General features: G+C 68.0%; 14 protein-coding genes, 1 tRNA gene and 1 other RNA gene. 11 read left to right on the top strand and 5 right to left on the bottom strand.

Going from position 1 to position 17,433, the window contains the following annotated elements; genetic code table 11:
• Positions 1–7: 7 nt before the first annotated feature.
• Both C5O27_RS03085 and C5O27_RS03080 read right to left on the bottom strand, forming a co-directional pair.
• Entirely contained in the window at positions 8–805 is a 798-nt protein-coding gene (locus C5O27_RS03085) for a MerR family transcriptional regulator (protein WP_127961878.1), read from the bottom strand.
• 65 nt (positions 806–870) lie between these two features.
• Positions 871–1,371 (bottom strand): hypothetical protein, encoded by a 501-nt coding sequence (locus tag C5O27_RS03080; RefSeq protein WP_127961877.1) that lies wholly within the window; start codon positions 1,369–1,371, stop codon positions 871–873.
• 116 nt (positions 1,372–1,487) lie between these two features.
• On the opposite strand from C5O27_RS03080, the gene tgt reads away from it, so the two are divergent.
• The 3 genes from tgt to C5O27_RS03065 all read left to right on the top strand — a co-directional run bounded on the left by tgt (position 1,488) and on the right by C5O27_RS03065 (position 5,456).
• Entirely contained in the window at positions 1,488–2,744 is a 1,257-nt protein-coding gene (gene tgt / locus C5O27_RS03075) for a tRNA guanosine(34) transglycosylase Tgt (RefSeq protein WP_127961876.1), read from the top strand.
• Positions 2,745–3,031: 287 nt separating this feature from the next.
• A complete protein-coding gene (locus C5O27_RS03070) occupies positions 3,032–4,453 on the top strand; it encodes a hemolysin family protein (RefSeq protein WP_035754396.1) in 1,422 nt (473 codons plus the stop codon).
• On the top strand, positions 4,446–5,456 hold the full coding sequence (locus C5O27_RS03065) for a hemolysin family protein (RefSeq protein WP_035754398.1): 1,011 nt from the start codon (positions 4,446–4,448) through the stop codon (positions 5,454–5,456). The genes C5O27_RS03070 and C5O27_RS03065 overlap by 8 nt, the downstream gene beginning before the upstream one ends.
• 3 nt (positions 5,457–5,459) lie before the next feature.
• Here C5O27_RS03065 and gluQRS read toward each other — a convergent pair whose 3' ends face one another.
• Positions 5,460–6,377: a tRNA glutamyl-Q(34) synthetase GluQRS gene (gene gluQRS, locus C5O27_RS03060; protein WP_127961875.1), complete on the bottom strand. Its 918-nt coding sequence runs from the start codon at positions 6,375–6,377 to the stop codon at positions 5,460–5,462.
• Positions 6,378–6,522: 145 nt separating this feature from the next.
• Here gluQRS and C5O27_RS03055 point away from each other — a divergent pair, with 145 nt between their 5' ends.
• Positions 6,523–7,575 (top strand): ATP-dependent DNA ligase, encoded by a 1,053-nt coding sequence (locus C5O27_RS03055; protein WP_127961874.1) that lies wholly within the window; start codon positions 6,523–6,525, stop codon positions 7,573–7,575.
• A 2-nt stretch (positions 7,576–7,577) separates the two neighbouring features.
• Positions 7,578–8,660, top strand: coding sequence for a DNA polymerase domain-containing protein (locus C5O27_RS03050; RefSeq protein WP_035754404.1), 1,083 nt, complete (start codon positions 7,578–7,580; stop codon positions 8,658–8,660).
• A gap of 38 nt (positions 8,661–8,698) precedes the next feature.
• On the opposite strand, the gene C5O27_RS03045 is transcribed toward C5O27_RS03050, so the two are convergent.
• Together C5O27_RS03045 and C5O27_RS03040 are read right to left on the bottom strand one after the other, a co-directional pair.
• Positions 8,699–9,676, bottom strand: coding sequence for an IS481 family transposase (locus tag C5O27_RS03045; protein ID WP_127961867.1), 978 nt, complete (start codon positions 9,674–9,676; stop codon positions 8,699–8,701).
• Positions 9,677–9,830: 154 nt separating this feature from the next.
• Complete coding sequence (locus C5O27_RS03040; protein WP_127961873.1) at positions 9,831–10,679, bottom strand: NmrA/HSCARG family protein; 849 nt, start codon at positions 10,677–10,679, stop codon at positions 9,831–9,833.
• Positions 10,680–10,758: 79 nt separating this feature from the next.
• On the opposite strand from C5O27_RS03040, the gene C5O27_RS03035 reads away from it, so the two are divergent.
• The 6 genes from C5O27_RS03035 (at position 10,759) to C5O27_RS03010 (ending at position 17,413) form a co-directional block, all read left to right on the top strand.
• Positions 10,759–10,847 (top strand) — tRNA-Ser (locus tag C5O27_RS03035).
• A gap of 155 nt (positions 10,848–11,002) precedes the next feature.
• Positions 11,003–11,097: signal recognition particle sRNA small type (ffs, locus tag C5O27_RS03030), an RNA gene on the top strand.
• Between the two features lie 70 nt (positions 11,098–11,167).
• Complete coding sequence (locus tag C5O27_RS03025) at positions 11,168–12,442, top strand: aspartate aminotransferase type Ic (RefSeq protein WP_006358955.1); 1,275 nt, start codon at positions 11,168–11,170, stop codon at positions 12,440–12,442.
• Positions 12,443–12,553: 111 nt separating this feature from the next.
• Entirely contained in the window at positions 12,554–14,014 is a 1,461-nt protein-coding gene (locus C5O27_RS03020; RefSeq protein ID WP_035754412.1) for a glycosyltransferase 87 family protein, read from the top strand.
• Between the two features lie 43 nt (positions 14,015–14,057).
• Positions 14,058–16,652, top strand: a complete 2,595-nt coding sequence (locus C5O27_RS03015; protein WP_127961872.1) for a DNA polymerase III subunit gamma and tau — start codon at positions 14,058–14,060, stop codon at positions 16,650–16,652.
• A 32-nt stretch (positions 16,653–16,684) separates the two neighbouring features.
• The gene (locus C5O27_RS03010) at positions 16,685–17,413 is read left to right on the top strand and encodes a M15 family metallopeptidase (protein ID WP_127961871.1); all 729 of its coding nucleotides are present in this window, start codon (positions 16,685–16,687) and stop codon (positions 17,411–17,413) included.
• The last annotated feature ends 20 nt before the right edge of the window (positions 17,414–17,433 follow it).

Genomic DNA, 17,433 nt, shown 5'->3' with positions numbered 1-17,433 from the left:
GCGTCGATCAGATCCGTTTCTCGGCATTGGCCCGGATGACCTCGCGCAGGTAGACGGCGAGCCCGGGGACCTGCTCGTCGTAGTGCGCGGTGAAACGCGGGTCGGTGACGTACACGTCGGCGAGCCCGACGTGCATCTCGTGCGTGCAGTCGTAGAACCGGCCGATCTGCGCGCGGTGCTCCTCGGCGAGGGCATCGGTTTCGGCGGTACCGGGCGTGAGTCCTCGGAGCATCGCGTCGGCGAGGCGTCGTTCGAGGTCGTCGGTCTCGGCTTTGATCTGCTGCCAGTCCTCCTTCGAGAACCGGGCGACGCGCTTCTGGCTCTCCTGCCACGCGTCGGTCTCGCCCCACTGTTTCTCGGCCTCGGCCGCGTACTCTTCGCCGCGCCAGTCCTCGCCGAAGATCTCGCGTTGTTCGGCCGCCGACAGCTGGATTCCCTGCTTCTTTGCGCTCATCATCTCCTCCACCGCTGCGACCATCCGGTGCAAGTGATCGATCCGGTCGGTGAGCAGCTCGTGCTGCGCCCGGAGCTGATGCAGTTCGTCGGCATCGGGATCGTCGAGCAGGGTCGCTATCCGCTCGAGTGAGAAGCCCAGTTCGCGGTAGGGCAGGACACGGTAGAGCCGTGCCACGTCGGCGTCGTCGTAGACGCGGTATCCCGCCGGCGTCCGGCGCGACGGTGTCACCAGGCCGATCCGGTCGTAGTGGTGCAGTGTGCGGACGCTGACGCCGACCATCCCCGCGACGACGCCCACGGTCAGGTCCGACGAGGGAGCGGGGCGCGGTCGGTGCTTCTCTTCACTCACATGAGCAACCTTGGCGTCTGACGTCGCGTGAGGGTCAAGGCAGTTGGGTCAGCGAGTTTCGGGGGTCAGGGTGCGAAACCGATGACCGTCGCGTCCTTTTGGCAGGCGGCGAGTACGCCCTGCAGTTGCGACGGCCCGCAGGTCCAGCCGGAGACCGACTGCTGCGCGCCGGTGACGATCTTGGGGCCGTAATCGTCCGCGACCGACTTCGCCTGGTCGCACTCGACGTCGCCGGCCAGGATCAACACTCGCAGCGCGCCGTCGGGGCCGGGGATGCTGCCGCACGTGGTGCCGGGGCCGCTCCCTGTCGATTCGTCCGCGTCGGCGCGCGGTGTGACCGAGTCGGCGCGGGCCGACGCGGGCTTGCGGCCGGGGACGACGGGGGCGGACGTCGACGGGGCGTCGGCGGGTTGTTCCGCCGATGCGGCCGCGTTGTTCGCGGAGGTGTCGGTGACATCCTGTTCCGAACCGCAGGCGGACAGCGTGAACAGGGCCAACGACAGGCCGAATGCGGTGGTGGCGACCCTGGCCCCGGAGGCGATGGCGCGGCGCGTTCTGCACGACATGGTCCCACCGTAGCGAATCCAGGAATGCCGGACCGGTCGGTCGTCGCGGCCGCCGAAGGGCCCGACGGCGCCGCCGTCGGTTTGGGCGGAGGGCGCCGACCTGGGAGGATGCACCGGTGAGCAGTACCGGAACCGAAGTCGCCGACCCCGCCTACACCGTCGGCACCACCCTGCCCGGCACCCGCGGCCGCACCGGGGTGATCCAGACCCCGCACGGCGCGATCCAGACCCCCGCCTTCGTGCCGGTGGGTACCAAGGCGACGGTGAAGACCGTCCTGCCCGAGTCGGTCTCCGAGCTGGGTGCTCAGGCCGTCCTCGCGAACGCCTACCATCTGTACCTGCAGCCGGGTCCCGAGATCATCGATCAGGCCGGCGGGCTCGGTGCCTTCATGAACTGGTCGGGCCCCACCTACACCGACAGCGGTGGGTTCCAGGTCATGTCGCTCGGTGCGGGGTTCAAGAAAGTCATCGCGATGGAGGTCAGCCCCGACGACTCGCTCATCGCCGAGGGCAAGGAACGTCTCTCGCGGGTCGACGACGACGGGGTGACGTTCAAGTCGCACCTCGACGGTTCGGCGCATCGCTTCACCCCCGAGGTGTCGATGCAGATCCAGCACCAGCTCGGTGCGGACATCATCTTCGCCTTCGACGAGCTCACCACGCTGATGAATACCCGTGCCTACCAGGAAAATTCGCTGGAACGAACCCGGTTGTGGGCCATCCGGTGCCTGGCCGAGCACAACCGCTTGAGTGTCGAGCGTGCGGATCGGCCCCAGCAGGCGTTGTGGGGTGTGATCCAGGGAGCCCAGTACGAGGATCTGCGGCGCAAGGCGTCGCGCGATCTGGTCGCGCTGAGCGACGCCGACCGGGAGACCGGCGGAAAGGGCTTCGGCGGCTACGGCATCGGCGGCGCGCTCGAGAAGCACAACCTGGGCACCATCGTCGGCTGGGTCAACGACGAGCTGCCCGAGGGCGCGCCCAAGCACCTGCTGGGCATCAGCGAACCCGACGACATCTTCACCGCCATCGAGAACGGCGTGGACACCTTCGACTGTGTGTCGCCCACGCGCGTCGCCCGCAACGGTGCGATCTACTCGCTCGACGGTCGATACAACGTCACGAACGCGAAGTACCGCAACGACTTCCGGCAGCTCGATCCAGAGATCGAGAACTACACCTCGCAGTACAGCCGCGCCTACCTGCATCACCTGTTCAAGGCGAAGGAGGGTCTCGGCCCGACGCTGGCGACCCTGCACAACGTGTCGTTCATCGTCACGCTGGTAGACCGGGCCCGACAGGCGATCGAGAACGGCACGTACATCGAGTACCGCGACGAGTTCCTGCGGCGCTACTACGGTTCGACGCGGGCCTGAAGGAGTCGGCGACCGGCGTGCGGTGGGTCACGTGTCGGAACCGTGCGGAACGGTGCTTCGTTGTGAACCCATCGCAACGAGGTTGCGAACACCCCCGAACACTCGGCACCCTGTAGGGGTATTCGAGTACCAGCGAGAGAGACGATGAGACGCGCAAAGCGCCGAAAACGCCGACGACACCCGTCCGCACCCTGTTCCGAACCGGGCCCTGACCCGCGTTCCGGGCCCACAGTCCACTGCAAGAACATTCCCGGCGTCCCAGGCGTCGACGTTGATCGGACGGCGACATGCTGACCGTTCTCGGAATCTTCCTGGGAATTCTGGTGGTCCTCGCGATCACCGCCGTCACCGGCTACTTCGTGGCCCAGGAATTCGGCTTCATGGCGGTCGACCGCTCCCGCCTGAAGGCGCGCGCCGAATCCGGTGACGCCGCCGCCAAGCGCGCACTCTCCGTCACCCGACGCACCTCGTTCATGCTGTCCGGGGCCCAGCTCGGCATCACCGTCACCGGCCTGCTCGTCGGTTACGTCGCCGAACCGCTGATCGGTTCCGGCGTCGGCGACCTGCTGAACAACGTCGGCATCCCCGTGGGTGTCGGTGTCGCGATCGGCACGATCATCGCGATCCTGTTCTCCACCGTGGTGCAAATGGTCTTCGGTGAGCTCTTCCCCAAGAACCTCGCGATCGCCCGGCCGGAACCGGTCGCACTGTGGCTCGCCCGGTCGACCACGATGTATCTGGCCGTATTCGGCTGGCTGATCGCGCTGTTCGACAAGGCATCGAACCTGTTGCTGCGCGCCCTGCGTATCGAGCCGGTCCACGACGTCGAGCACTCGGCGTCGGTCCGCGACCTCGAACACATCGTCGCCGAATCCCGTGACGCCGGCGAACTGCCCGAGGATCTGTCCGTGCTGCTCGATCGCGTGCTGGAGTTCCCCACGCGCACAGCCGAACACGCGATGATTCCGCGTCCGCACACCGACCAGGTGGATGCGTCGCTGCCCGCGTCCGAGGTGCTTGCGCTGATGAGCACCGGACACACCCGCTACCCGGTCGCCGGAGACGACGACGAAGTTCTCGGCGTCGTCCATCTCCCCGACCTCCTCGAATGGTCGTACGCGCTGCAGAAGGAACCCTCGAAGGCCGATCCGACCGCCACCGCGGGTGATCTCTGCCGCCGCCCCGTCGTGGTGCCGTCGACCCTGCCGCTGCCGGAGGTGCTGGAGAACCTCTCCACCGCACACGAGGAGATGGCCATCGTCATCGACGAATACGGTGGTTTCGCCGGCGTCGTGACCGCCGAGGACATCGCCGAGGAACTGGTCGGCGAGATCGACGACGAACACGACCCGGAGGCCTCCGCGGCGATCGAGAAGACCGCCGACGGCTGGCGCGTCCGAGGTGACGCCCACGTCGACGAGGTGTCCCGTGCGACCGGCTGGGAACTGCCCGAAGGGGATTACGAGACGATCGCCGGTCTGGTGATCGCAGAGTTCGTGGGACTGCCCGAGGTCGGTGAGACCGTCGAGATCACCATCGACCCCGATCCCGCCTCGCTTCTCGACGACGATGAGGCGCCACCCCGCGTGGTCCACGTCGAGGTGCTCGAGGTCGAGAAGCATGTGCCGGCTCTGGTATCGATGTCACTCGGCACCGAAGTGAGCACCGCAACGGCATCGGATGACGGACGGGAGACCGACAATGGATAACCCGTGGGTCATCGGGGCTATCACCGTCGCGCTGATCGCGGCGAGTGCCTTCTTCGTCGCCGTCGAGTTCGCACTGATCGCGGCCCGACGCCACCGCCTCGAGGACGAGGCCGCCACGAGTAGCAGCGCCCGCGCCGCCCTGCGCAGCGCATCGGAGCTGTCGGTGCTGCTCGCGGGATCGCAGCTCGGTATCACCGTCTGCACGCTTGCGCTGGGTTCGATCACGAAACCTGCTGTCCATCACTGGCTCACGCCGCTGTTCGAGACCTGGGGGCTGCCGTACTGGTCCGCTGACATCGTCGGCTTCGTGTTGGCGCTCATCGTCGTGACGTTCCTGCACCTGGTGGTCGGTGAGATGGCTCCGAAGTCGTGGGCGATCGCGCACCCGGAGCGGTCGGCGATCGTGCTGGCCCTGCCGATGCGAGCTTTCATGTGGCTCACGCGGCCGATCATCGTGCAGCTCAACCACCTGGCCAACTGGTGCCTGCGGCGCGTGGGCGTCGAACCCGTGGACCAGGTCGCCACCGGACAGGACAGCGACGCGTTGCGTCACCTCGTCGAGCACTCGGCGACGGTCGGAACACTCGACGAGCGGTATCACGCGCATCTGACCAGCGCGCTCGAACTGGAATCGCTGACGCTCGGCGACGTCGTCACGCCCAGCGACACCCTGGGGGCGGTGCTGCCGACCGCGACTGCCGGCGAGATCCAGACTGCCGGACGTATTTCGGGACATCTGCGGCTGCTGGTGCGCGACGCCGATCGGGGCCCGGTGCACGGTGTCGTACACGTGCGCGACAGCCTGCGCGCGGCGCCGGACGCGACAGCCGTCGACCTCATGCGTCCGGTGCTGCGGTTCGAGTCCGGGCAACCGGTCTACGAGGCGCTCGCCGCCATGCGTGAACGCCGCGCCCACCTCGCGCTGGTCACCGACTCCGGCCGGGCCATCGGGCTGATCACGCTCAACGACCTGCTGCAGAGGTTGCTGGCGACGACCGCGTAACCGTCAGGACGACCACTCCGTGGGCCCCAGCAGCCAGGGTTCGCGGGGGAGGGCATCGGGGTCGAAACGGCTTGCGAGCGTGGGGAGATCGACGGTTTCGCCGGGGTCTGCGAGGCCCAGCGAGCGAGCGATGTGCGAGAGGACGGTGCCGGCCGGAACACCGCTTGCTGCGAGGTCGGCGAGGGTCACCGCTCCGTCGCGCTTGGAGAGTCGGACGCCGTCGGTGTTGAGCACCATGGGTACATGGGCGTAGGTCGGCGTGGTCTCGCCGAGCAGCGTGGCGAGGTAGGCCTGGCGCGGAGCCGACGACAGCAGGTCGTCGCCGCGGACGACCTGATCGACTCCCTGCGCGGCATCGTCGACGACCACGGCCAGGTTGTAGGCGGGGGTGCCGTCGTTGCGCTGGATCACGAAGTCGTCGACCATTCCGGTGAACGTGCCGTGGAGCAGGTCGGTGACGGTGAACTCGGTGGTGTCGGCCAGGATGCGGATCGCGGGCGGTCGGCCGGCGGCGATCTTCTCGGCGCGTTCGGCGGCGGTCAGTGTCCGGCACGTGCCGGGGTAGGCGCCCTGCGGTGCGTGGGGAGCGGACGGTGCCTCGAGGATCTCGCGTCGCGTGCAGAAGCAGTCGAAGGTGCGACCGGCCTCGCGGAGCCGGGCGATGATCCGGCCGTAGATGTCCCGTCGTTGCGTCTGATAGTCGACGGGGGTCTCCCAGTCCATGCCCAGCGAGGCGAGGTCGGCGAGTTGCCGGGCGTCGGCGCCGGCGACCGCGCGGTCGAGATCCTCCATGCGGATCCGGAACCGGCGGTCGGTCGTGCGGGCGAACAGCCAGGCCAGCACAGCCGTCCGCAGGTTGCCGACGTGGAGGTCGCCCGACGGGGACGGCGCATACCGGCCCGCTGCGTGCTGTGTCGACATCGCGTCGAGGTTACCGCGTCGCGTCGACGCCCCGCGATGAGAATCGGTCTCGCCGATGGTCTGTCTCTGCGCCAGACCCCACGGTCACCCCGGAGTTCCGGGCGGATCGTTGCCAGCGCCCGGAGAAGTGAGGAACAGTGAAGCCATGGATCTTCCGGTCATGCCGCCCGTAGCCCCGATGCTGGCCAAGGCGGTCACCGCCGTGCCGCAGCAGCCCGACGGTGAGACGGCCTGGTCATACGAACCCAAGTGGGATGGTTTCCGCGCGCTGATCTTCCGCGACGGCGACGAGGTGGCGATCGGCTCCCGCGGTGGGAAAGACCTGGCGAGGTACTTCCCGGAGATCGTCGCCGCGGCGAAGGCCGAGCTGCCGGACAGGGTCGTTCTCGACGGCGAGATCGGGGTACCCGCACTCATCGGCGACACCCACCGGCTCGACTGGGATTCGCTCGCGCAGCGCATCCATCCCGCCGAGTCGAGGGTCAACATGCTCGCCGAGAAGACGCCGGCGATCTTCATCGGTTTCGACGCACTCGCACTGGAATCGACGGCGGTGAACGGACAACCGTTTGAGGTCCGTCGAGAGGCGCTGCTGCGCGCGGTCGGACCCGGCGACCGGGATCGGCGGATGCACGTCAGCCGCGTCACCAGCGACGCGTCGGTCGCCGAGGACTGGTTCTCCGCCTTCGAGGGCGCCGGCCTCGACGGCGTCGTCGCCAAGCGTGTCGACGGCGTCTACGTCGAGAACAAGCGCGAGATGCTGAAGGTCAAACACAAGCGGACCGCGGACTGCGTGATCTTCGGTTATCGGATCCACAAGTCGGGCAGGGGGATCGGCTCGATGCTCCTCGGTCTCTACGACGACGACGGCGAGTTGCGCATGGTCGGGGGCGCGGGCGCGTTCTCCGACGCCAAACGCGTTGAGCTGCAGGAGATGTTCGAGCCGATGCGCCTCGACCCGGACAAGCCGTCACCGGACGAGCCCACCCGATGGCGGTCGGAGAAGTCGGGGGAGTGGATTCCGATCCGCCCCGAACTGGTCGCAGAGTTCGCCTACGACCAGATGGAGAACCAGCGCTTCCGCCACACCGTGAAGTTCCTCCGCTGGCGCCCGGACCGGGATCCCGAGAGTTGTGGCTACGGCCAGCTCGAGGTTCCGCTCACCTACGACCTGCACGACGTCCTCGAAGGAGAATGACCATGGCATCCCGTTCTCCCGCAGAAGAACTCGACGTCGACGGGGTCGCCGTCCGTCTCAGCAACCCGGACAAGATCTATTTCCCCGAGCTCGGCGAGAACGGCGGCCGCAAGCGGGATCTCGTCGGCTACTACCGGACGCTCGCGCTCGGCATCGACGACAGTGGCGACGGGCCGCTCATGCGCGCGACGCGCGACCGGCCGACCTTCCTGCAACGCTTCCCCGACGGCGTGGAGGGGGAGGAGATCTACCAGAAGCACATCGCGAAGAAGCGTCCCGAGCACGTGCAGTCCACGCCGATCATGTTCCCGTCCAAGCGAACCGGGGACGCCATCCGCCCGACGGTGCCGGCCGATCTGGTGTGGGCGGCGAACCTGGGGACCGTCACCTTCCACACCTGGCCGACCCTGCACCCGGACAACGACCATCCCGATCAGCTCCGCATCGACCTCGATCCGCAACCCGGCACGACATTCGACGACGTTCGGAGCGTGGCGATCGACGGGCTGAAGCCCCTGCTCGACGAACTCGGCTTCACGGGCTTCGTGAAGACGTCGGGTGGCCGAGGAATTCACGTGTACGTCCCCATCGAGCCGTTGTGGGACTTCATCGCCACCCGGCGATGTGTCATCGCGATAGCCCGTGAACTGGAGCGCCGGGACCCGGACCGGGTCACCACGTCCTGGTGGAAAGAGGAACGCGGGGAACGGATCTTCATCGACTTCAACCAGAACGCCCGCGACCGCACGATGGCGTCGCCGTACTCCGTACGACGCAGCGCGATCGGTCGGGTGTCGACGCCGGTGACGTGGGACGAACTGGCCGACGTCGATCCCGACGACTGCACGATGGCGACCGTCCCGAAGCTGCTCGAGCGCCGCGGCGATCCGTGGACCGACATCGCCGATCACCGGCGCGGCATCGAGAAACTGCTGGAGATGGTCCAGCAAGACGATGCGGACGGGTTGGGCGACATGCCCTACCCGCCCAGCTACCCGAAGATGCCCGGCGAACCGCCGCGCGTGCAGCCCAGCAAGAAGGTCGCCGAACACTGGGATGAGAAGGGCAACCGGATCGAGGACTGACGCCCAGCTCGCAGGAGCGCTACTTCGGTGCGCAAGCGCTAGCTGTAAGACCCGGGCAGGTTGTGAACGTGTAGGCGTTCGATCGGGGTGAGTCCGCCGATGCCGGTGTGGGCTCGGTGGTGATTGTAGTGGTGTAGCCAGTCGTCGTAGGTGGCTGCGCGGGCGGTTTCTGAGCTGTAGAACTCGGCGTAGGCCCATTCCGAGGCCAGGGTGCGGTTGAATCGTTCGACCTTGCCGTTGGTTTGCGGGCGGTAGGGACGGGTCTTCTTGTGCTTGATCTCGGCGCCGAGGGATTCTGCGAAAACCTTTGAGCGGTAACAGGCGCCGTTGTCGGTCATCACTCGTCTCACAGTGATCCCATGTTGGCTGAAGAAGGCGTTGGCGCGGTCCCAGAACTGCGCGGCGGTCTCTTTGCGTTCGTCGGTGAGGATCTCGGAGTATGCCAGCCGGGAATGGTCATCGACGGCGTGGTGCAGATATGCGTACCCCGGGCGGTGTTTCTTGTTGTGCCGGTTGCCGATCGTGCGCCCGAGTTTGCGGTGGCCGCCGCCTTCGGGGATGCGGCCGAGTTTCTTGATGTCGATGTGGATCAGGTCGCCGGGAGCGTCGTGTTCGTAGCGTCGTGGCGGTGTCCGGCGTACCGGAAGCCCGGTGGCCTGGTCGAGGTGACGCAACAGCGGCATCCGATACCGGCGCAACACCGCCTCGACGGTCGATTTTGCTAGCCGCAGGTGCGCAGCGATTCGTGCAGCGCCCCAGCGACGCAGGAACCGCAACTTGATGATTCGACGTTCCCGGCGCACAGGGAGCTGATGGGGTGACCGGTAGGGGCGGCTGGACCGATCTGCCATGCCGGCCTCACCGGTCTGCCGGTAGCGGTCGGCCCACTTCTTGGCCGTGGCCGGTGAGCAGTTGAACCGTTCGGCGGCCCGTCGTAGAGGCCAGTTCTTATCGACGACGCACTGAGCCAGGGCCAGACGGCCACGTTCGGTGAGGAAGGCATTACGGTGGGTCATGAGGGCCTCTTGGTGATCGGCGTGTGTGTGGTAACCACATCGATACCGGAGGCCCTCACCTGTTGACCGGCACCACGCCGTTCACAACCTCCCCAAGAGTTACAGCTAGCTGCAAATGGCGCCTCGCGGCGGAACTGGCGATTTTGGCGGCACCTCAGCGGCGCAGTGCCTCAGCCGCCCACTCCGCGAAGGTCTGCCATCCGACGTCGGGGAACCGGCGGTGCAGTTCGGGGATGTCGACCTCGTAGCCGCGTTCGCCGAGGAAGGTGAACATCGCACTCATGTCGGGCGACGGGATGCGTTCGGGATCATAGGATTCCGCGCTGACCGTCGTTCCGAGTGCGTCGCCGACGATCTCCGCCATCTCCAGGGGCGTCGGCTGGTCGGAGGCGATGTCGATCCGTTCGCCGGTGTACGCACCCGGGTTCCGGAACAGCGTCGCGACAAACCGGCCGAGATCGCGGCGTGAGAGTTGTTGCAGCGGTTGGTCCGCAGGCATCGCGATCGGCATGACGCCGGCGGCGAGCGCGTCGGACCCGGCGAGCAGGTTGTCGTAGAAGTAGGCCGGCCCGACGATCGTGTGCGGGATGTCGGTGGCGGCGAGCATCCGCTCGACCTCGAACTTGGAGTCGAAGTGGGGGACGGCGGTGTCGCGGTCGGCGGAGGCCACCGACGAGAAGACGAGGTAGGGGAGCGCGGCCGCGGTCGCCGACTCGATCAGCGCGGTGCCCTGGGCGACCTCTGCGTCGACGCCGGACTCGAAGGGCGTCGTCAGCGCGAAGGCTCCCGCCGCGCCGGTGAACGCATCGGTGAGTCCTACGCCACTCACGATGTCGCCGACGGCGAGTTCGACACCGCGGTCGGCGAGCGCCGCGGCCTTCGACGACACGGCGTCGCGGACGACCGCGCGCACCGCGAAACCGGCGTCGAGCAGCGCGTCGAGGACGGCACCGCCCTGTCCGCCGGTCGCTCCGATCACGACGATGGGGGAGGAATCGGACATGCCCCGACCCTAGTGCCGACCGAGCGGCCGGCAAGCGGGTTTGGGTGTGGGAGTCCCCGGCGGCTATCATCTCGACGTTGGAGGATTCGCCTAGTGGCCTATGGCGCTCGCCTGGAACGCGGGTTGGGTTAACAGCCCTCAGGGGTTCGAATCCCCTATCCTCCGCCACCGAAGGTCCGTGGTGCACGACCCGCAAGGGAGCGCACCCCGGACCTTCGTCGTATCCGGGAGACGATCACCCGCCTCGCCTGCACGGACCGAGGCCGTCGCGGGGGTGGTGACCACCCGGTGTCACCCGGCTGTGAACCCTCGCTACACTGGACGACGGATCCCGCGCGGCGTGCATCCTGTGAACTCCCCCAGGGCCGGAAGGCAGCAAGGGTCAACGGGCTCTCTCGGGTGCGCGGGGTCCCCTATATCCCCGATTTCCATTTCCAGGTCTGCGTCGTCGGACACTCGCGCCGGCGTCGAGCGCGAGAGGTCTAACGTTGAATTTCCACTCGATGAGTGTCGACCAACTACGAGACACCCAGGCGGATCTGAAGAAGCGTTACGACGAGCTGGCCGCTCTGGGTCTGAAGCTCGACCTCACCCGCGGCAAGCCCGCTCCCGAACAGCTCGATCTCTCCAACGCGCTGCTGTCGCTCCCCGGCGACGAGTACCGCGACGGCAAAGGCACCGACACCCGCAACTACGGCGGCCTCAACGGCCTGCCCGAGCTGCGCGAGATCTTCGGCGAGCTGCTCGCCGTCGACCCCGCGAACCTGATCGCGTTCGGCAACTCGAGCCTCGAGCTCATGCACGACCTCACCGTCTTCGGCCTGCTGCACGGCACCGCCGACTCCGACGAGCCGTGGGGTCGCCAGACCATCAAGTTCCTGTGCCCGGCCCCCGGATACGACCGTCACTTCGCGATCACCGAGAGCTTCGGCATCGAGATGATCCCGGTGCCGATGCTCCCCGACGGCCCCGACGTGCGGCTCTGCGCCGAGCTCGTCGCCAACGACCCGAGCATCAAGGGTCTGTGGGCGGTGCCCACCTACTCGAACCCGACCGGCGTCACTTTCTCCGAGGAGGTGACCCGCGGTCTGCTCGAGATGCCCGCGGCACCCGACTTCCGCATCTACTGGGACAACGCCTACGCGGTGCACACCCTCGTGGAGGCCCCGCCGACGCCGCTGCGCGTCCTCGAGATGGCCGTCGAAGCCGGTCATCCCAACCGCGTGTACGTCCTCGGCTCGACGTCGAAGATCACCTTCGCCGGCGGCGGGGTGGCGTTCTTCGGGTCGTCGGACGAGAACCTCGCGTGGTTCAGCAAGTACCTCGGCCTCAAGACCATCGGCCCGGACAAGGTCAACCAGCTGCGTCACCTCAAGTTCTTCGGGAACGCCGACGGCGTGCGCGCCCACATGGCCCGCCACCGCGAGATCCTGGCGCCGAAGTTCAAGCTGGTGCTCGACATCCTCGAAGACCGGCTGGTCGAGTCGAAGGTCGCCTCGTGGTCGGAGCCCGAGGGTGGGTACTTCATCAGTCTCGACGTCGTCGACGGCGCCGCCCGACGCACCATCGAACTGGCGAAGGAAGCCGGAATCGCGCTGACCGGCGCAGGTTCCGCGTTCCCGTACAAGACCGATCCGCACGACCGGAACATCCGTCTCGCACCGACCTTCCCGAACACCGACGACCTGCGGGCCGCGATGGACGGGGTCGCGACGTGCGTGCTCCTCGCCTCGGCCGAGACCCTCCTGGCGGAGCGCAGCTGAGCCACTCGTCTCGCCGACACGCCGCTGTCAAACGCCGGATCGGCGTTAGATAGCTCTCATTCGGCGATGAGTAGCCGGTATGTGCCGACTCTTATGCCACTCTTGTAAATCGTGAATCTGCCCAGGCCGGTTCTTCTCGCATCCGGTTTCGCCATCGTGGGGGTCATCGCGCTTGTCCTCCAGGATGTCGTCGTGCCCTGGGGAGCCCAGTTCTGGGGTCTGCTGAACAACCAGATCGACCTGGCCGTCTATCGGCAGGGTGCTCAAGCGGTCACCGAAGGCGCCAGCCTCTACGACGTCAAGATGATCGGCGACCTCGACTACACGTACTCACCGTTCTCGGCGTTGCTCTTCACTCCGCTCGCGTTGATCTCCTTCGACGTGGCGCGATGGTTGTGGACCGCGGGCATCGTGGTCGCCCTCTATCTCGTCGTCATGCTCAGCTTCCGCAGTCTCGGCCGGCCGGTGACGTGGCCGCTGCGGGTCATCGCGATGTCGCTCGTCGCGGTCGCGATGCTGCTCGAGCCCGTCCGCACCACCATCTGGTACGGCCAGATCAACGTCTTCCTGATGCTCCTCATCCTGGCCGACCTGACCCGTCCCGACACCAGCAGGACCAAGGGCGTGGGCGCCGGCATCGCCGCCGGGATCAAGCTCACGCCGCTGATCTTCGCCGGTTACTACGCGGTGCAACGCAACTGGCGCGCGTTCTTCGGTGTCATCGGCGGCTTCGTCATGACCGTCGCGATCGGGTTCATCGTCCTGCCGCGTGACTCCTGGGCCTACTGGACCGGCAAGCTGTTCCAGTCCGAACGTGTCGGTTCGGCGCAACTGCGCGGCAACCAATCGATCCGCGGAATGCTCGCCAACCACCTCGACACCGACCACCCGTCGACACTCCTGTGGGGAGCCCTGGCACTGACCGCGCTCGTCGCCGGATTCGCGGTCGCCACCTATGCCCACCGCAGGGGCCAGGAACTGCTCGCGATCAGCATCGTCGGCATGACCGCATGCGTGGTGTCGCCGATGTCGTGGGGGCACCACTGGGTCTGGTTCGTGCCGATCGTGGTGATCGGGGTCCACCTGGCCCTCGACCTGAGGCGAACCCAGCTCGAGCGGGGCCTGGCGGCGGTGGGTGTTGCGGCGCTCGTGTTGCTCGCGTTCGCGTGGCCGACGCACGTCCCCGCGCTCGTTCCCGATGGCTACTACACCGGGCTCTACGTGAAGACGCGGGTCACCTGGCTCAACTGGTTCACCGTCAGCCCCTATCTGTTCGCGTTCGTGGGAATCCTGATCGCGACGGTCGTCGCCCTGCGGGTTTTCGGCTCCCGTTCGACCACCGCGGCCGAGCCGGCTGCGGTCATCGCCCCGGGGGTCGCGGCAGCGGTCATCGCCGACGGCGGACTGGCCGGCGAGCCGGCCGAGGGCGGGAGTCCGCGGGTCGTCGAACCGTCGGCACGAGCCGACGCCGAGCGGGTGAACGTGTCCGACGACATGGCCGATGACCTGGTCGGAACCGCCGGTGAGTCGATGGGTGAAGCACCCGAGACGGGGGCGTCGCCCGCAGTGTGAGGCAGGCGCATCCGATGTCACGGGTCGCCGGTACTCTCGACGCGTGGCTCTGTATCGCACCTATCGCCCGGCTACCTTCGCCGACGTCGTGGGGCAGGAGCACGTCACCGATCCGTTGAGCCGTGCCCTCGACTCGGGGCGCATCAACCACGCGTACCTGTTCTCCGGTCCGCGCGGGTGTGGCAAGACGTCGTCGGCGCGAATCCTGGCGCGGTCGCTGAACTGTGTCGAGGGCCCCACCTCGCGTCCCTGTGGCACCTGCACGTCGTGCGTGGCTCTCGCTCCCGGCGGTCCCGGCAACCTCGACGTCATCGAACTCGACGCAGCCAGCCATGGCGGCGTCGACGACACCCGCGAGCTGCGCGACCGCGCGTTCTATGCGCCGGCCGAGTCGCGTTATCGCGTGTTCATCGTCGACGAGGCGCACATGGTGACCAACGCCGGCTTCAACGCGCTGCTCAAGATCGTGGAGGAGCCGCCGGAGCACCTGATCTTCGTGTTCGCGACGACCGAACCCGAGAAGGTGCTGCCGACGATCCGTTCGCGTACGCACCACTACCCGTTCCGTCTGCTCGCCCCGCCGGTCATGCGCGGGCTGCTGGAGAAGATCTGTGAGCGGGAGGGCGTGACCGTCGCGCCCGAGGTCTACCCGCTGGTCATCCGTGCCGGTGGTGGTTCGCCGCGTGACTCGCTGTCGATCCTCGATCAGCTCCTCGCCGGCGCCGACGACCAGGGCGTCGCCTACGAGCGCGCACTCGCACTGCTCGGCGTCACCGACGTCGCACTCATCGACACCGCCGTCGACGCGCTGGCGTCGGCCGACGGCGCGGCTCTGTTCGGGGCCGTCGAGAAGGTCGTCGACGCGGGGCACGACCCACGACGCTTCGCGGTCGATCTCCTCGAACGGCTCCGCGACCTGATCCTGCTGCAGGCCGTTCCCGATGCCGCCGACCGCGGCCTGGTCGAGGCGCCCGGTGATCAGCTCGGACGCATGCAAAGCCAGATCGAGACGCTCGGCCCCGCCTCGTTGACGCGCTTCGCCGAGATCGTGCACGACGCCCTCGGCGAGATGCGCGGAACCACGTCACCGCGCCTCCTGCTCGAGGTGATGTGCGCGCGCATGCTGCTGCCCGGCGTGTCGAACGACGACGCCGCTCTGCTGCAGCGGCTCGAGCGTCTGGAGTCGGGAATCGGCACCACGTCGATCCCGGTGCCCGCGAAACCCGCTGAGCCCGAACCGGAACCGAAGTTCGTGCGTCCGTCGCAGCGCAAGGCGATGGAAGAGGCGAAGGCGGCCGAGGAGGCACGCCGCACTGCGGCCGAGGTTGCCGAGGCCGACACCCCGGTCGCCGCGCCCGCTCCGGAACCCACCGCGCCCGAACCGCCTGTGCCGGCGGTGAAGCCCGCGGCGGTCGAACCGGCGCCGGCCGAACCCGCCTCTGCACCTGCGGTTTCCGAGCCCGACCCGGCGCCGCCCGCCGCGGAGCCGGTCGCTGCCGCACCGCCGGTGGACGTGGTTGCCGCCGTCGAGACCGACGACGCGGACATGCTCGAGGAGCTGGGTGTCGAGCAGCCCGCGCTCGACGCCATCCCCGATCCCGACGCGCTTCCCGACCCCGACGCCCTGCCGGAACCCGAGGCGCTCGATCTCGGGGATCTCGACGCCGCCGACGCCGACACTCCCGACACCGAGACCCTCGACACCGAGACCCTCGACGCCGAGGCTCTCGAAGTCGACGCTGCGGCACCGACTCTCGACCTTCCCGGGGCAGAGCCCGAGGTAGAGAACATCGCGCCGGCCCCGGTCTCGGAACCCGTACGCCCTGGCGTCCGGAACGGCGGCACCCCGACGGCACCGGAACCGCCCTGGCGGGCACCCGTGGCCGAACCGGCTCCGGAGCCGACCCGGGAACCCACTGCCGAGCCGGCCCAGCCGGCCTACACCGACGACATCCCGTTGCCGGACGAGCCGGTCGACGAGTACTCGGTCCCGCCGCCCGACGCGATGCCGGTCCGGGCGAAGCGCCCCGAACCGGAGCCAGAACCGGAACCGGAACCAGAACCGGCTCCCTCGGGCGGGCTCGACGCCGACGCGATCCGCAAACGCTATCCGGAGATCCGGGCCGCGGTGCGGGAGCGGTCGAAGAGTCTCGAGCCGATGTTGTCTGCGGCGGTCATCGCCGATCTCGAGGGCACCACGGTGGTGCTCGGCCACCCGGTCGAGGTGCTCGTCGGACGACTCTCGGCACCGCACGCGGTGACGATCATCCGGGAGGCGCTTTCCGAGGTCTTCGGCACACCGCTCGACGTGCGCACCGTGCATCAGGCGCCGGGCACTGCGGTCGCGTCGTCGGCGGCCGGTGGCGCACAGTCCGCGAAGCAGCAGGCCAAGCCCCGGCAGTCGTATTCACGCCCGAGCCGGTCTCGTGACCAGTCGGCGGCTGCGCCTCCGCCGCCCGAACCGGTGGCCGAGCCGGAGGAGCCCGAGCCGCCACGCGCGGACGAGGACATCCCCGACGAGGAGCGGGCCGAGATGGTCGCCGACGCACGCACCGGAGCCCCCGAACAACGTCTCGATCCCGATCAGGTCGCGCTCGAACTTCTCAAGTCCGAGCTCGGGGCACGACCGATCGAGTGACCGTCGAGACGAAGGGCTGGTAGAACGCAGAGATGCAGATCCGATCGGTCCTACGTCTGACCACGGCGCCGGCAGCAATGGCTGCGGCGCTGACGTTGTCGATGGCATGTGCCGAGGCGGCTCCCGTCGACTCGCCGTCGCCGACGCCGAGGCACTCCGTCGACCGGCAGACACGCGCGGTCGGTCTCGTCGACGTGAAGAGCGTCGTCGCGGACGCAGTGCTGGATCTGCGCTACGCGACGACCGACAACTTCGTCGGTGAGCGGCTGTATCCGCCGGATGCTCGCTGTCTGGTGCACGAGTCGATGGCGCCGGGTCTGAGGACCGCGGCCCAGAAACTTCGGGCCGGGGGTCAGACGCTGGTGTTCTGGGATTGCTACCGGCCGCATTCGGTGCAGCAGAAGATGTTCCAGAAGGTCCCCGACCCGGCGTGGGTCGCAGCCCCGGGTCCGTACTCGACCAGCCATGAGACCGGTCGTTCGGTCGACGTCACCCTGGCGGTCCGCAGTCCGGGCTGTACGGCCCCGCGCAAGATCGGCAACCTCTGTCGCGTCGACATGGGCACCGACTTCGACTCGTTTACCCCGCGTGCGAACGCATATGCGACACAGGGGGTCTCGGCGCCGGCGCAGGCTGCTCGGGCGCGATTGCGCCAGGCGATGGCCGACGGAGGACTGACCGTCTATTCCGGCGAATGGTGGCACTTCGACGGCCCGGGCGCGGACGTGCGCCGGCCGATCGTCGACGTCCCCCTGGTCTGAGCCGCCCTGGCCTGAACAAT

This window comes from Gordonia alkanivorans (assembly GCF_004011905.1).
Classification (GTDB): Bacteria; Actinomycetota; Actinomycetes; order Mycobacteriales; family Mycobacteriaceae; genus Gordonia; species Gordonia alkanivorans.
This window is presented reverse-complemented; position numbering and strand designations above follow the sequence as displayed.